10 protein-coding genes and 1 pseudogene are annotated in these 15,304 nt (G+C 65.7%); 5 read left to right on the top strand and 6 right to left on the bottom strand.

Annotated features, from left to right (window positions below; genetic code table 11):
* Positions 1-114: 114 nt before the first annotated feature.
* The 3 genes and pseudogenes from ABIB00_RS18200 (at position 115) to ABIB00_RS18210 (ending at position 5,993) form a co-directional block, all read left to right on the top strand.
* Positions 115-1,858 (top strand): annotated as a pseudogene (locus ABIB00_RS18200) (methyl-accepting chemotaxis protein).
* Positions 1,859-2,051: 193 nt separating this feature from the next.
* Positions 2,052-4,022 carry a methyl-accepting chemotaxis protein gene (locus ABIB00_RS18205; protein ID WP_354105297.1) on the top strand — a complete coding sequence of 657 codons (1,971 nt, stop codon included), beginning with the start codon at positions 2,052-2,054 and terminating at the stop codon, positions 4,020-4,022.
* Positions 4,023-4,304: 282 nt separating this feature from the next.
* Positions 4,305-5,993 carry a methyl-accepting chemotaxis protein gene (locus ABIB00_RS18210; protein WP_354105298.1) on the top strand — a complete coding sequence of 563 codons (1,689 nt, stop codon included), beginning with the start codon at positions 4,305-4,307 and terminating at the stop codon, positions 5,991-5,993.
* Between the two features lie 3 nt (positions 5,994-5,996).
* Here the strand turns inward: ABIB00_RS18210 and ABIB00_RS18215 are convergent, their stop codons facing one another.
* From ABIB00_RS18215 to ygfZ, 6 genes are all read right to left on the bottom strand, one after another.
* Entirely contained in the window at positions 5,997-8,699 is a 2,703-nt protein-coding gene (locus ABIB00_RS18215) for a DUF2339 domain-containing protein (RefSeq protein ID WP_354105299.1), read from the bottom strand.
* A 109-nt stretch (positions 8,700-8,808) separates the two neighbouring features.
* Complete coding sequence (locus ABIB00_RS18220; RefSeq protein WP_354045878.1) at positions 8,809-9,777, bottom strand: NUDIX hydrolase; 969 nt, start codon at positions 9,775-9,777, stop codon at positions 8,809-8,811.
* Between the two features lie 220 nt (positions 9,778-9,997).
* Positions 9,998-10,504: a tyrosine phosphatase family protein gene (locus ABIB00_RS18225; protein ID WP_247440872.1), complete on the bottom strand. Its 507-nt coding sequence runs from the start codon at positions 10,502-10,504 to the stop codon at positions 9,998-10,000.
* A 148-nt stretch (positions 10,505-10,652) separates the two neighbouring features.
* Positions 10,653-11,267 carry a YfbR-like 5'-deoxynucleotidase gene (locus ABIB00_RS18230; protein WP_247340251.1) on the bottom strand — a complete coding sequence of 205 codons (615 nt, stop codon included), beginning with the start codon at positions 11,265-11,267 and terminating at the stop codon, positions 10,653-10,655.
* Positions 11,264-11,890: a DNA-3-methyladenine glycosylase I gene (locus tag ABIB00_RS18235; protein WP_247340249.1), complete on the bottom strand. Its 627-nt coding sequence runs from the start codon at positions 11,888-11,890 to the stop codon at positions 11,264-11,266. Before ABIB00_RS18235 ends, ABIB00_RS18230 begins: the two co-directional genes overlap by 4 nt.
* On the bottom strand, positions 11,887-12,768 hold the full coding sequence (ygfZ, locus tag ABIB00_RS18240) for a CAF17-like 4Fe-4S cluster assembly/insertion protein YgfZ (protein WP_354105300.1): 882 nt from the start codon (positions 12,766-12,768) through the stop codon (positions 11,887-11,889). The genes ABIB00_RS18235 and ygfZ overlap by 4 nt, the downstream gene beginning before the upstream one ends.
* A gap of 101 nt (positions 12,769-12,869) precedes the next feature.
* Between ygfZ and ABIB00_RS18245 the strand changes: the two genes are divergently transcribed.
* Complete coding sequence (locus ABIB00_RS18245; protein WP_354105301.1) at positions 12,870-14,204, top strand: dihydroorotase; 1,335 nt, start codon at positions 12,870-12,872, stop codon at positions 14,202-14,204.
* A gap of 139 nt (positions 14,205-14,343) precedes the next feature.
* Positions 14,344-15,213 carry a sulfurtransferase gene (locus ABIB00_RS18250; protein ID WP_354105302.1) on the top strand — a complete coding sequence of 290 codons (870 nt, stop codon included), beginning with the start codon at positions 14,344-14,346 and terminating at the stop codon, positions 15,211-15,213.
* The last annotated feature ends 91 nt before the right edge of the window (positions 15,214-15,304 follow it).

The following is a 15,304-nucleotide window of genomic DNA, read 5'->3' on the forward strand; positions in this document are numbered from 1 at the left end:
TCTACCCAAGCGGTGTCGCCTCCCGCTTAACGTTAATGGAAAGCTCGCAGACTAGTCTCCCACGCTATTCACGCGCTTCGTCGCGGCGACAATGCGTATCCCGGGGATTTTTCGATGATGTTCATTCAGAACCTGCGAATCGGCACCAAGCTCGCCATCACCTCGGCGCTGACCCTCGCGCTCGTCGCGCTGATGATCCTGCTCCAGATGAGCGGAGGCGCCGAGGTCCAGAAGCTCAGCAATGGCGCATCGGGACAGCAGGCGGTCGCGCAAAACGCCGCGGAAGCGAAGGCGTCGGTGCGGGGAATGCAGATCGGCATTCGCGACATCCTGACGTCCGGCTCGCCGACCGAGATGCAGAAGGCCACCAGCTATTTCAACGACCGGCAGACGGCGGCCCTGAAGTTCTCCGGTGAAATGGCAAGGCTCTCGCAATCGCCGGAGAACCACAAGCGTATCGACCGCCTGACCGTGTTGATCGGCAATTTCCAGAAGGGCGCGCAGCAGATCGAGGCGATCCACAAGCAGGAGCTCGCGCTTGAGTCAAAGAAGGACGGCGAAGCGGCGACGCAATTGGCAAAGCTGACTGCTGAGGTCGACCACATCCGCAAGGAAGTGCTGGCTCCGATCAACGCAGAAATATCGGAACTCGCCGACGAGATCACGAATTTCGCCAAGCAGAAAAGTGCAGAGGCGCGCACGGCGGCGGAAGCAGAGGCTGCGTCCGTTGCGCGGACGTCGTTCATCGCCGCTGTGGTGGTCGCGTTCGTCCTGATCGGCGCCTGCGTCTTCTCGATCTTCAGCATTGCCCGTCCCATGCGCGCCCTGACTGCCGCGATGGAGAAGCTCGCTGGCGGCGACTTTCGCCGTGGTGCTACCTGGCCTCGGCCGTAAGGACGAGGTCGGCGGCGTTGCCGGCGCGGTCGAAAAGTTCAAGTTGGTATCCGAGCAGAAAGCGCGCGAGGAAGCGGAAGCCAAGATGCGGCAGGATCAGATGGCGGCCGAGCAGCGCAAGGCCGAGATGCGCAAGCTTGCCGACAGTTTCGAAGGCGCCGTCGGCGAGATCGTCGGAACGGTGTCGTCGGCCTCGACCGAGCTCGAAGCGTCCGCCACGACGCTGACCTCGACCGCCGAGCGCACGCAACGGCTCACGACCGTGGTTGCGGCAGCCTCGGAGGAAGCCTCGACCAACGTGCAGTCGGTGGCGTCGGCAACGGAAGAGCTGTCATCTTCGATTACGGAAATCAGCCGGCAAGTCCAGGAATCCGCGCGTGTGGCAAGCGAGGCCGTCGGCCAGGCCCGCACCACGACCGAGCGCGTCAGCGAACTGTCCAAGGCCGCGACGCGGATCGGCGACGTGGTCGAGCTGATCAACACCATCGCCGGCCAGACCAACCTGCTGGCGCTCAATGCGACCATCGAGGCGGCACGTGCCGGCGAGGCCGGCCGCGGCTTTGCCGTGGTCGCTTCCGAGGTCAAGGCGCTGGCCGAGCAGACCGCGAAGGCGACCGGCGAGATCGGCCAGCAGATCGCCAGCATCCAGACCGCGACCGAGCATTCGGTCGGCGCCATCAGGGACATCAGCGACACCATCGAAAAGCTGTCGGAGATTTCCTCGGCCATCGCGGCGGCCGTCGAGGAGCAGGGCGCGGCGACGCAGGAGATTTCCCGCAACGTGCAGCAGGCGGCGGAAGGCACCCATCAAGTCTCGTCCAACATCACCGACGTGCAGCGCGGCGCGAGCGAGACCGGTTCGGCATCGTCGCAGGTGCTGGCAGCCGCACAGTCATTGTCCGGCGACAGCAACCGGCTCAAGCTCGAGGTCGGCAAGTTCCTCGATACCGTCCGCGCAGCTTGACGGGGCATGTCCTGAGAGAACTGCAACCGCCGCGCGTACAAGCGCGGCGTTTGCGCGGGGGCACATTGCGGCGCCGTGACGAAGACCGCGCAGGGTTAACCTTGCGGAAAACCGATGCGGTCATGATCCCCGCAATATTCCGGGCGCTGAGTCGCCCTCCTTGTATTGCGTATCGACGTATTGGAGCACACTCATGAGCGGCCTTTCCATCCGTCTCACTCACAAGGTCATGGCCATCGGACTCTTCGGCCTGGTCGGTCTCGCCGCCTTCGGCGCAATCTACCAGATCGGCAGCCTCTCCCAGGACGCCTCCCGAGCCGTCGCCAACCGCGCTCGTGCGATCGCCGATCTGAACAAGCAGCTCTCGATCGAGATGCTGGAGGCGCGGCGCAACGAGAAGAACTTTCAGCAGCGCCGCAACGAAAGCTACGCCAAGGCGCATGCCGAGCTGATCGGCCCGATCAACCGCGATTTCGACGAGGTCGAGCGGCTGATGGCGGCCGGCGGCATGAGTACGCTCTCCGAGAGGATGAAGGAAGCGCAGGGCGGCTTCAAGCGCTATGCGTCGGACTTCAATGCGCTGGTCGGCGCCGAGACCCGGCTCGGCCTGAATGAGACCCTGGGCCTGTCCGGCTCGCTCCGCGCCGCGGTGCACGACATCGAGGCCAAGCTCAAGGAGATCGACGATCCGCGGACCACGAGCTGGATGCTGATGATGCGTCGGCACGAGAAGGATTTCATGCTGCGGCGCGACCCAAAATACATCGTCGAGATGAAGAAGGCCGCAGCCGAATTCTCCAAGGCGATAGAGCTCGTCGCAATCCCTACGGAGGCGATGAACGAGGTCACGGCCGAGCTGCAGAAATATCAGTCCGAGTTCGCGTCCTGGGCGGAGACGGCGCAGCAAACCGCGGCACTCGACGCCAGCATGATGAAGACGTTCCGTGGGTTAGAACCGGGTATGATCGAGGTGCGCAACACAGTCGAAGACCTGTATAAGCAGGCCGAGGCGGCGGAAGCTGCGACCCGCGATTCCGTACGCCTGTGGATGGCCGTCGCCTTCGGCGTCACCGTTGTGGTGCTCGCCGCGGTCGGCTTCCTCCTGGGACGCTCGATCTCGAAAGCGCTTGCCGGCATGGTCGGTGCGATGACGCGGCTTGCGCGCGGCGAGCTTTCGACTTCCGTTCCCGGCATCGGGCGCAGGGACGAGATCGGTGAGATGGCTGGTGCCGTCGAGGTGTTCAGGACCAACATGGCGGAGGCCGAGCGGCTGCGCACTGAGCAGGTCGCAGCCGATGTGCGCGGTCGCCAGCAGCGCAAGGCCGACATGCAGGAGCTCGCCGACAATTTCGAGGGCGCGGTCGGCGAGATCATCGAGACCGTGTCGTCGGCGGCAACCGAGCTCGAGGCATCCTCGAACACGCTGACGCAGGCCGCCGAGCGCGGCAACGGGCTTGCCACCGTCGTGGCGGCGGCCTCCGAAGAGGCTTCCGCCAACGTACAGTCGGTGTCTTCCGCGAGCGAGGAAATGACCTCCTCGATCTCCGAGATCAGCCGTCAGGTGCAGGAATCGGCGCGTGTCGCCGACGTCGCCGTCGAGCAGGCCCAGCGCACCAATGGGCGCGTCGCCGAGCTGACCAAGGCCGCCTCCCGCATTGGCGACGTGGTCGAGCTGATCAACACCATCGCCAGCCAGACCAATCTGCTGGCGCTCAACGCGACGATCGAGGCGGCACGGGCGGGCGAAGCCGGCAAGGGCTTTGCCGTGGTCGCAACCGAGGTGAAGGCGCTCGCCGAGCAGACTGCGAAAGCCACCGGCGAAATCAGCCAGCACATCGGTGCGATCCAGACCGCGACGCAAGACTCAGTCGGTGCGATCAAGGAGATCCGCGACACCATCGCGCGGATGTCGGAAATCTCGTCGGCCATCGCCGCCGCGGTCGAGGAGCAGGGCGCCGCCACGCAGGAGATCTCCCGCAACATTCAGCACGCCGCGCACGGCACCTCCGAAGTCTCGGCGAATATCGGCGACGTCCAGCGCGGCGCAGGCGAAACCGGGGCTGCCTCGGCGCAGGTGCATTCGGCCGCGCAATCGCTGTCGCAGGAGAGCAACCGACTGAAGAGCGAGGTCGCGCGCTTCCTGGAGTCGGTGCGGGCTGCATGACGGCGGCCACTTAGGTTGAATGCTGCGACGCAAGCGTAGCGCTGCGCGTCGCAGCATGAGGCGCCGTTGCAGCTGCAACAGACAGTTGCAGGAGAAATAGTGACGGTTAGGCCCATCCCGTAGTTTTACGTAGGCTCCTGTTAACGGGTGTTTGCAACTATGGGAGCAATCTCACGGGATAAGAACCAGCCAGCATTGTTGAACTGACCTCCGTCTCGCCACCGTCGTGGCGATTACGGCGGGTGATCTGTGCGTTGCTAGGTATCATCGGGATTTGTCGTGATGTCGAAATTGTCGATCGTCTTCAAGCTTTTGGTCGTGCTGTCGGTCCTGGTTCTTTCGCTCGCCGGTGTCGGCGTGACGGCGATCGGCACCATGCAGAACATCAATTCCCATACGGTCGAGATCGCGGAGAGCTGGCTGCCCGGCGTGCGCGCGCTCGGCTCGCTTCGCGCCGACATCAACGAGCTGCGCGTCGCGCTCCGCCTGCATCTGATGCAGGACACCATTGAGGGCAAGGACGCCGCCGAGAAGCGCCTCGCCTCGCTGCAGGCACGCATCGACCAGACCCGCAAGGTCTACGAGCCGCTGATCACCACCGCGGAGGAGCGCTCGCTCTACGGGCAGTGGGCCAAGGCGTGGGCCGAATATTTGATCGGCGTGCAGGACGTGATGGCGCTGTCGCGCAAGGGCGTTGGCCATTTCCCGACTGATGCCAACGAGTTGTTGCAGACCAAGGTGGCGAAGATGGCCCAGGCTGCAGATCCGCTGCTCCAAAAGGGCATCGAGCTCAACAACCGGGGCGCCGAGCTGGAGACGAAGCAGGCGGCCGACAGTTATGCCATGATCTTCCGCGTGCTGGTCGGCATCATCGTGCTCTCGGTCGTGATCGCGATCGGCGCCGCCTATTATCTCGTGCGCGACGTTTCCCGTGGCATCGCTTCAATCATCCGCCCGATGCAGTCGCTCGGCGAAGGCGATCTCTCGGCCGATGTGCCGCATCGCGGCGAGCGGACCGAGATCGGCTCGATGGCGGATGCGCTCCAGATCTTCAAGGGGGCGCTGATCGCCAAGAAGGCCGCCGACGAGGCCGCCGCGCACGACGCCGAAGCCAAGATCGAGCGCGGCCGCCGCGTCGACGCCATCACCCGCAAATTCGAAGCCATGATCGGCGAGGTCGTCGGCACCGTCTCCTCCGCCTCGACCGAACTCGAGGCCTCCGCGTCGACGCTGACCAACACCGCGCAGCGCGGACAGGAGCTGGCGACCGTCGTCGCAGCCGCGTCCGAGGAAGCCTCCACCAACGTGCAGGCGGTGGCATCCGCTTCGGAGGAGCTGTCGTCCTCCATCACCGAGATCAGCCGTCGCGTGCAGGATTCGGCACGGATGGCAGCGGAAGCCGTCGAACAGGCGACGCGGACCAACGACCGCGTCAACGCGCTGTCGCAGGCGGCGTCCCGTATCGGCGACGTCGTCGAACTTATCAACACCATCGCGGGCCAGACCAATTTGCTGGCGCTGAACGCGACCATCGAGGCCGCGCGTGCCGGCGAGGCTGGCCGCGGCTTCGCGGTCGTGGCCTCCGAAGTCAAGGCGCTGGCCGAGCAGACCGCGAAAGCAACCGGTGAGATCGGGGCGCAGGTCTCCGGCATCCAGGCGGCGACGCAGGAATCGGTCAGTGCCATCCAGGAGATTGGCGGCACCATCGAGCGGCTGTCCGAGGTGGCCGCGGCCATCGCTGCCGCCGTCGAGCAGCAGGGCGCCGCCACGCAGGAAATCTCGCGTAACGTGCAGCAGGCCTCGGTCGGCACGCAGGAGGTCTCGTCGAACATCACCGACGTGCAGCGCGGTGCGATCGAGACCGGGGAGGCTTCGAACGAGGTGCTGTCGGCGGCGAAATCGCTGGCGACCGACAGCACCCGGCTCAAGGTCGAGGTCGCGCAGTTCCTGGAATCGGTCCGCGCGGCCTGATCCTCAAATGCTTGTCTGCGGAGCCGGCGGCGGTGCGACCTGCCGCCGGAACAGGATGCGCTGGTAGAGCCAGCCGATCGCGACCAGCACGATGCCGAGGCACATGAACGACAGCGCGCGGTAGACGCCCGTCAGCGTCGACATGTCGATGACGAAGGCCTTCAGGATCGTCAGCGCGATCACGGCGGCCGACGCCAGCCGCGCCCGCTCCGAATTGACGAGAATGCCGACGCCAAGCAGCACCACGCCGAAGCCGAGCCAGCCGATCGAATAGGTGTATTGCTCGGCGCCCGTCGTCGCCCCGGTGGAGAGGATTGGGCCGTGATAGAAGCGGCGGATCTCCAGCGTGACATAGGCAAGCGCGAACAGCAGCGCGCCACCCGCGATCGTGTTGGCGTAGGCCTTGCCGCGTTTGCCGACCACGGCATAGGACAAGAGCAGCATCAGCACCGCCGGCAGCGCGTAGCCGAGCAGCAGCAGGTTGAACACGGCGCCGCCGACATCGGTGCGCCACAGCATCGGGTTCTCCAGGATCAACAGGCCAAACACGCTGACGAGCCCGCCGATCGTCGTGAGCACGACCGCGCCGACATTGTGCACGATACTGCGGCTGCGCAGTCGCAAGCGCTCCAGCCCGATCGCCATGGCCAGCGCAACGCAGACCTGCAGCGCGCATTCGAGCAGCGACGGTGCGTCCGTCATGTTGCCGCCGGTCGCAAAATGGCGGATCTCCATGAAGGCGAGCAGCGCGGTGAACAGGATCGCGGCGCTCTCGACCATGCGCAGCGGGCCGTCGTCGCCGCGGCGGCGCAGGAACAGGCTCGCTGCCCAGAACGATGCCGCCGGCAAGCCGTAGCCCCACAACAGCCAGTTGAAGATCGGCGTAGTCCCGACGGCGTCGCCGACAATGCGCGGATCATAGCCGATGCGTGCGGTGACCAGCCCAGCGAAGATCGCGGCCAGCCAGCGCAGGAACGGGATAGGCCGCTGCATCGAGATCCAGGCGGTGCCGAGCGACATCAGCGCCAGTGCGATCGTGAGCCAGCCCTTCTCCAGCGCAAACGTCAGCGCCAGCGCCAGCGCACCGAGCGTGCCGGTCGCAAACAAGGCCGTGGAGATCTTGCCGCCCGGCCGGGTCTCGCGGCGCGCTAGCGCTTCGGTGGCTGCGCCAAAGGCGGCGGCGAGCAGCACTGCGAGGATGGCGAACGGGATCGAGCGGTCGAGATGCGCGATGCGTGCGTAGAGCGCGACCAGGATCGCGATCGGCGTCGCGACAGCCGCGGCCGACCACACCACCGGAATGATCGCCGAGTTCGAGCGTCCCTGCGCGAGGAAGCCCGCGATGCCGAAGCCGGCGGCGAAGACCGCCGCCATCACCAGATGCAGCGTCACCGCGCTGTCGGTCGCTGTCGGTGCGATGCCGGCCAGGGGGCCGCCCGGCAGCACCAGCATGTCGGGATTGGCGCGCACCGCCCATTCGGCGAATACGATGAAGACGGTCGCGGCGGCCGCGCCCAGCGCACCCGTAGCCGCCGGCGCGCGCCAGGCGACGAGCAGCGTCGCGCCGACGAGCAGCGTGAAGGCGATCAGCGCCAGATCCGCATGCGCGCTCGACAGCACGATCAGCATCGCGCCGAACAGATAGGCGCCGAGCGAGTTCGACGAGACCGGCTCGATCTCTCCGTCCTCGATCGTCGGGCCGAACATGAAGCCGCAGACGACGAGCAGGGCCGCGAGGACAAAGCCTGCGATCACGTGGAAAGCGTGCGGCGCGACCTGCAATTCGCTGGTGCCGAGACCCGGGAAGATCCAGAGCACGGCGAAGGCGATTGTCGTGACTGCAAGCCAGCGCCACAGCCGGATACGGGCGAGGCCAAAGCTCGCGGCGGTGACGATGGCGAGATAGATGTAGAGAGCCCAATAGTCCGGCTTGCCGCTGGAGACGAGGATCGGCGTCACGAAGGCGCCGACCACGCCGAGGCCCGCGAGCGCGGGCCCGTGCAAGAGCGCCGCGGCCAGCGTGCCGAGCGCGACGAGGCCGAGCAGCACGAAAGCGGTCGCGGGCACCAGGAAGCCATAGAGCGCGTAAGCCGCGTAGATGGTCGCAAATGCCACCGCCGTGCCTGCCGCGGTGAGGATCGCGGGAATGTTGGCGATCGGCAGCGCGGCGATGTTGGAGATGCTCTCCTTGCGCCGCGACCACTCGCCGGCACCAAGCAGCGCCAGCGCGAACACGCCGCCGAGGAACACGCGCACGCCGGGGCCGACCAGGCCGGCCTCGATCGAATAGCGCACCATGAAGAAGCCGCCGAGCGCAAGCGCGAGGCCGCCGATCCACACCACCCAGCGCGTGCCGAGCCGTTCCTCGAAGCCGGGCGCGGGTGCAGGCAGCGGCGGCGGCGCGTCGGCCTCGGTGCTCGCTGCGAGCGGAGGCGGTGAAACATCCTCCGTGACGGGAGGGCGCGGCGCCTCGGCGTCGGGCGCAAGCGGCGGCGGCGCTTCGGAAGTTGCTGCGGGCGCTTCGGCCCGCACCGGCGGCGCGGGTATCAGTGGCGGCGGCTGCACTTGCCGCTGCGCGTAAAACATCTCTTCGAGCGAGCTCAGCCGTCGTCGCAGCCCGGCCGCCTGGCTGGAGGCCTTGATCGCGATTATGAAAGCGATGATCGCAATGATCAGCGCGAAGACGTCGAACGGGCCGTCGAACATAAAGCCTCCAGGCAATCGGCGGGCAGGGGCCGATCGCGCAAATCTTAAGAATCCTAGTTTCGAGCATGATCTTGCTCGGAAAACCGCTACGCACTTTTCCGGATCATGCTCATCGCCGGGAGCGAACGCGCAAGCCCGGCGCGGGCCGCTCCTGGAGCACGTCGCGACGGAAGCGGTAGAGCGCCGCCGGACGTCCGCCCGTCTGTGTCGACATCACTCCGGTCGGTTCGACCAGGGCTTCCATTTCGACCAGGCGGCGGAAATTTTGTTTGTGCAGGTGGCGGCCGGAGATCGCCTCCACCGTGTGCTGCAATTCGGTGAGTGTGAATTCGGCGGGCAAAAGTTCAAAGACCACAGGACGATACTTCAGTTTTGCGCGTAGCCGCGCGATCGCTGTCGCAAGAATCCGGCGGTGGTCGAAGCGCATGGATGTGCCGAGCGCGGGAAGCGTCTTGCGCGCTAATGCCGCGGGGCGGCCGTCGCGCCGTGCCTCCTCGATCAGTCCGGCCTCGTACAGGAGCTCGTAACGGTCCAGCACACGCTCCTCGTCCCAGGGCGCGCCGTCGAGACCGAAATAGAACCGTACGCGATCCCGGCGCGGCAGCGCGCGCGTCGTCTCCGGCGTCTCCTCTTCGGCCCATGTTGTCAGTGCCGGGATGATGTCGCGCGCGATGATCGCCGGCGGCTCCTCGCGCCAGTCTTCCCAGGGCAGGAAGCGATACCACGGCGCGAAGCTCGCACTCGTGGCTGCGAGTTCGCCGCCGACGGCGCGCGTCAGTGCGAGATAGCCGATCGACACCATGTGCGCGCCGGTATCGCCGGCCTCGGCATGCCGGCCGCGATCGCCAAACGTGTAGAGTTGTTCGACATAGCCGAGCCGCAGGCCTGTCTGTTGCTCGACCCAGGCCCGCAGGCCGATCTCGAAAGTGCGATGGCTCGGCGCATCGAACGGGCCGAACGGCAGTCCGGCCAGTCCGTCGCTGCCGCGCGCGGTGAGGATCAGCGGCTCATGATCTTCGATCGCGACGATCGCAGCAGTCAGGCCGATCTCGATCGGCGTCAGGAGCTTGTCGCTCATGCGGTGGCGATCGCCGGTGTTGTGAGAAGGTTGATTGAGCCGGTCTCGCCGCGGGCTCGCTGCAACCTCTCCCGCTTGCGGGAGAGGTCGGCGCGCAGCGCCGGGTGAGGGCTTTCTCCTCTGGGGGACTGTCCCGATGCGGAGATACCCTCTCCCCATCCCTCTCCCGCAAGCGGGAGAGGGAGCGCAGTCCCGTTGGGGCTGCTATTCGACTCTCTTCTCATTCGAGCTCGATCACGAAGGGGCGGCCCTCGACCGTCATCGCGCCCGGGCCCATCTCGTCGAGTGCGCGCAGCATGCGGCCGTTGCGCCCCAGCGCACGGTCGGCGAGGCCGACGATGCGCCGGTTCGGCGAGGCGATCGGCGAAGCCGCGCGGATCTTCTTCGCGATTTCGGTCTCGTCGCGATCCGGATTGAGCGCGCAGACGGCGGCAAAGGCGCTCGCGGTGGAGCGGCTGATTCCGGCATAACAATGCACCACCAGCGCTGCGCCGCGGTCCCAGCCGCGCACGAAGTTCAGCACCTGCTCGATATGGCTCTCGGACGGCGCGACAAAGCCGTCGATCTCCTCGGTGATGTCGTCCATCGACACCTTGAGATGATTGGCCGGCAGCACCGACACCGGCCGCGCGACCTGTTCGACATTGGCCATTACGGTCAGCACGTGACTGGCCTTGGTGAGACGGACGGTTTCGGGAAGGGCGGCGAGGGAACAGACGTGAATCATGGCGGACCTTTTCCGCAGATTATAGCGGGCGTTCGTAGGGTGGGCAAAGCGAAGCGTGCCCACCACTTTCGTCGCATTTGGAGAAAATTGGTGGGCACGGCGCGAGGGCGCCTTTGCCACCCTACAGGACTCTAACCCGCGACAACGCTCACGCAAATACCGCGCCAAACCGCTCCAGGAACTGCTTCTCCGCCCGGGCCGCCGTCCAGGGCGTGAGATAGTCGCGCCGGACGCTGTCGGACAGGCCCGGATCGCGGCCGAACAGGCGCCTGGCCTCGCTTTCGCTGAAGCCGGCGAGCTCGGTGGCTTCCAGATAGGCCGCGCCGCGATCGGCGGCCTTGATCGCCAGCGTGATCTCGTCAGCCAGCACCGGCGGTAGCCCGAACCGGATGTGGATGGCGCCGAGCAGGCGTTTTTCGACCGCCTTGTAATGGCCATCGAGCACGGCCTTGAACGGCGAGATCATGTCGCCGATGACGTATTCGGGCGCGTCATGCAGCAGCGCGGCAAGCCGCATGCGCTGGTCGACGCGCGGCATCTCGTGCCGCATCACGGTTTCCACCAGCAGCGTGTGCTGCGCGACCGAGAAGATGTGCGCGCCAATGGTCTGGCCGTTCCAGCGGGCGACACGCGCCAGCCCATGCGCGATGTCGCCGATCTCGACGTCGAGCGGGGAGGGATCGAGCAAATCGAGCCGCCGGCCCGACAGCATGCGCTGCCAGGCGCGGGACGCCACATCGCGTGACGACTTCTTGGCCGTCATTTGGATTTGAGGCGAGGCTTGCGCTGCGTCTTGCCGCAGCTCGCGTGACAATGGCAGTCGACGAGATGATCGTTGACCAGGCCGGTCGCCTCCATGAAGGCATAGACGATTGTCGGGCCGACGAACTTGAACCCACGCGAGGACAGCTCCTTGGAGATCTGCATGGAGAGCGGCGTCGAGGCCGGCACGCTCGCGGTGGTCTTGAAATGATTGACCTTAGGGCTACCGTCCATGAAGTCCCACAGCAGTTTCGAGAAGCCGGGGCCCTTCTCCATGATATCGAGATAGGATTTCGCGCTTGCTATCGCGCCGTCGATCTTGGCCTTGTTGCGCACGATGCCGGCATCGTTCATCAGCGCGTGGACTTTCTTCTCGTTGTAGCGCGCGATCTTCTCCGGCTGGAAATCGTCGAAGGCTTTGCGGAAATTGTCGCGCTTGCGCAAAATCGTGATCCAGGACAGGCCGGCCTGGAAACCGTCGAGGATCAGCTTTTCATAGAGCGCGCGGTCGTCATATTCCGGCACGCCCCATTCGGTGTCGTGATAGGCGACGTAGACCGGATCTTCGCCGGGCCAGGGGCAGCGCGTGATTCCGTCGGGATGCAGGCGAGGGGCACGGCTCATGCGATGGGCTGCTTGGCTGGAATGCGGACAACGTCAGGGTCCGCTAGCCTCACAGCGAGGCCACCGGCAGTCAGCGCCTGTCCCGCATCGAGCGCATCGGCGACACGGTCGATGCGCACCAGCGCGATACCCTTGCCCTGCGCCGACGAGCCCATCGTGCCGACCGGCTTGTCGCCGGCGAGAACGCTGACGCCGAGCTCAGGCGAGAGATCCTCGAGCAGCACCTTGACGCTGCGGGTGCGCGCGGTGCCGCGATGCTGCATGCGCGAGACGACCTCCTGGCCGACATAGCAGCCCTTGTCGAAATCGACGCCGGAAAGGCGGTCCATGTTGGTCTCGTGCGGGAACGCATCGCTGTACATGAAATCGAGCCCGCCGCGCGGCACGCCGAGCGCGATGCGGTGGGCCTCGTATGCGGCGGCGTCGACCAGCTCGGCGCCGATCAGATCGGAGAGCTTCTGTTTGAGATCTTCAGGGATCAGGATGCGGTAACCGAGTTCGCCATTGCGCGGATCGGCGAAGGCGAGGTCGGGCTGGGCCGCGGGCTTGCCGTCCCAGGCCGCGAGCACGCCGAGATCGTCGGACAGGTTTTCCACTGTGACCTTGGCGCGCAGCTTGTAGAATTTCAGTTTGGTGGCGAGGCTGTCGGCAAGCGGCTTCGGGCAATCGATCAGGAACCCGCCGCCATGGCCGGCAGGCGCCTCCGTGATCAGGAAATCGACGGTGATCTTGCCCTGCGGCGTCAGCAACGCGCCGAATCGCCCCAGGCCCGGCTTGAGCTTGTCGACATCGGTCGTGACGAGGCCATTGAGGAAGTTGCGCGCGTCCTCGCCCGCGACCTTCACCACGCCCCGGTCGGGAAGAAACGCTGATTTCATACGAAAATCTCTTGCGACATGTTGCTCCGGAACGTAAGCCCGCAAGGCAAAAACGACAAGACCTCAAGCCCTGCGCTTGGGGACGAGAGAGGCCTCCAGCCATGACCCAGCGTTTCGACCTGATCCTCAAGGGCGGCACTGTCGTCAACCAGGACGGCGAGGGAGCCCGCGACATCGGCGTCGTCAATGGCCGCATCGCCGAGATCGGCGCGCTGTCGCAGGCTTCCGCCGCCGAAATGATCGACTGCAAGGGCCTGCACATCCTGCCCGGCGTCATGGACACGCAGGTGCATTTCCGCGAGCCCGGGCTGGAGCAGAAGGAAGACCTCGAGACCGGCTCCCGCAGCGCCGTGATGGGCGGCGTCACCGCCGTGTTCGAGATGCCGAACACCTCGCCATTGACCGTGACGGAGGCCACCTTCACCGACAAGGTGAAGCGCGCCCATCATCGCATGCATTGCGATTTCGCTTTCTTCATCGGCGGCACCCGCGAAAACGTGCAGGACTTGCCGGTGCTGGAGCGTGCGCCGGGTTGCGCCGGCGTCAAAGTCTTTATCGGCTCCTCGACCGGCGCGCTGCTGGTGGAGGACGACGAAAGCCTGCGCCGCATTTTTCAGGTGATCCGCCGCCGCGCCGCGTTCCACGCCGAGGACGAGTACCGCCTCAACGACCGCAAATCGCTGCGCATCGAGGGTGATCCGCGCTCGCATCCGGTGTGGCGCGACGAGACCGCGGCGCTGATGGCGACGCAGCGCCTGGTCAAGCTCGCGCACGAGACGGGCAAGCGCATCCATGTGCTGCACATCTCCACCAAGGAGGAGATCGAGTTTTTGCGCGACCACAAGGACGTCGCCTCCTGCGAGGCGACGCCGCATCATCTCACGCTGGTTGCGCCTCAATGCTACGAGCGGCTCGGCACGCTGGCGCAGATGAATCCGCCGGTGCGCGGCGCCGATCATCGCGCCGGGATCTGGCGCGGCATCGAGCAGGGCATCATCGACGTGCTCGGCTCCGACCACGCCCCGCATACGCTGGAAGAGAAGCAGAAGACCTATCCTGCCTCGCCCTCCGGCATGACCGGCGTGCAGACGCTGGTGCCGCTCATGCTCGATCACGTCAATGCCGGCCGCCTGTCGCTGGCAAGATTCGTCGATCTCACCAGCGCCGGCCCCGCGCGCCTCTACAACATGGCCCGCAAGGGCCGCATCGCGGCCGGCTATGACGCCGACTTCACCATCGTCGATCTCAAGCGCAGCGAGACCATCACCAACAAATGGGTGGCGTCCAAGGCCGGCTGGACCCCCTATGACGGCGTCCGCGTTACAGGCTGGCCCGTCGGCACCTTCATCCGCGGCCGCCGGGTGATGTGGCAGGGCGACCTCGTGACGGCGTCGCAGGGCGGGCCGGTGCGGTTTCTGGAGACGTTGAAGGCGTAGCCGCGGTGTTGCCACACATTCGTCATTGCGAGCGCAGCGAAGCAATCCAGAGTCTTTCCTCGGAGGCAGACGGGATTGCTTCGCTGCGCTCGCAATGACGAGTGGAGAGAGCTACACTCCCTCGATAGGGAAGTAGTCAATGACCCAACCGAACCCCCTCATCACCGCCGAGCAACTCGCAGCCCAGCTCGGCGACCCCAACCTTCGCCTCTACGACTGCACGACCTACAACGAGCCGGTGCCATCAGGCAGCGACGTGCCCTATCGCGCCGTCCCCGGCGACAAGACGTTCGAGGCCGGCCACATCCCGGGCGCCGATTTTCTCGAGCTGCAAGGCGAGTTCTCCGACACCTCCGCGCAACAGTTCTTCATGATGCCTGGCGTAGCCCAGCTGGAGGCCGCCTTTGGCCGCCACGGCCTCGATGCTAGCAAGACCATCGTGCTCTACAGCATCGGCACGATGATGTGGTCGACGCGGTTCTGGTGGATGCTGCGCTCACTCGGTGTCGATGCACGCGTGCTCGACGGCGGCCTCGACAAATGGAAGGAAGAGGGGCGGCCGGTCGAGATGGGCGCCCCGAAGGGATATCCGGCCACGACCTTCAAGGCCACACCGCGCGAAGGCTTGTTCGTCGACAAGACCGCCGTGAAGGCGCGGCTTGGCGATCCCGCGACTGTTATCGTCAACGCGCTCAGTCCGCAATTTCATCGCGGCCTCGACCCGAGCCGCTACGGCCGGCCGGGTCGCGTTCCCGGCAGCGTCAACGTATCAGCGGCAACGCTCACCAATGCCGACAAGACGCTGACGACGCTTGCCGATGCCGAGGCTAAATTCGCCGCGGCAGGCGTCACCCGCGACAAGAATGTGATCCTTTATTGCGGCGGCGGCATCTCGGCGACGATCGACCTGCTGCTGCTGACGCAACTCGGCTACGACAAGCTGACGCTCTACGACGCCTCGATGGGCGAGTGGGCAAGGGATCCGGCGCTGCCGATCGAGACGGACTAGGGTCTGTTGGGATTCATCTGGAGTTTATCGCGGCCGCGGCCAGATAGATCATTGAAGTGAAGCTCTGGTCGGTCTTGTCGGCGCGCATTGC

It is taken from the genome of Bradyrhizobium sp. LB14.3 (assembly GCF_040547985.1).
Classification (GTDB): domain Bacteria; phylum Pseudomonadota; class Alphaproteobacteria; order Rhizobiales; family Xanthobacteraceae; genus Bradyrhizobium.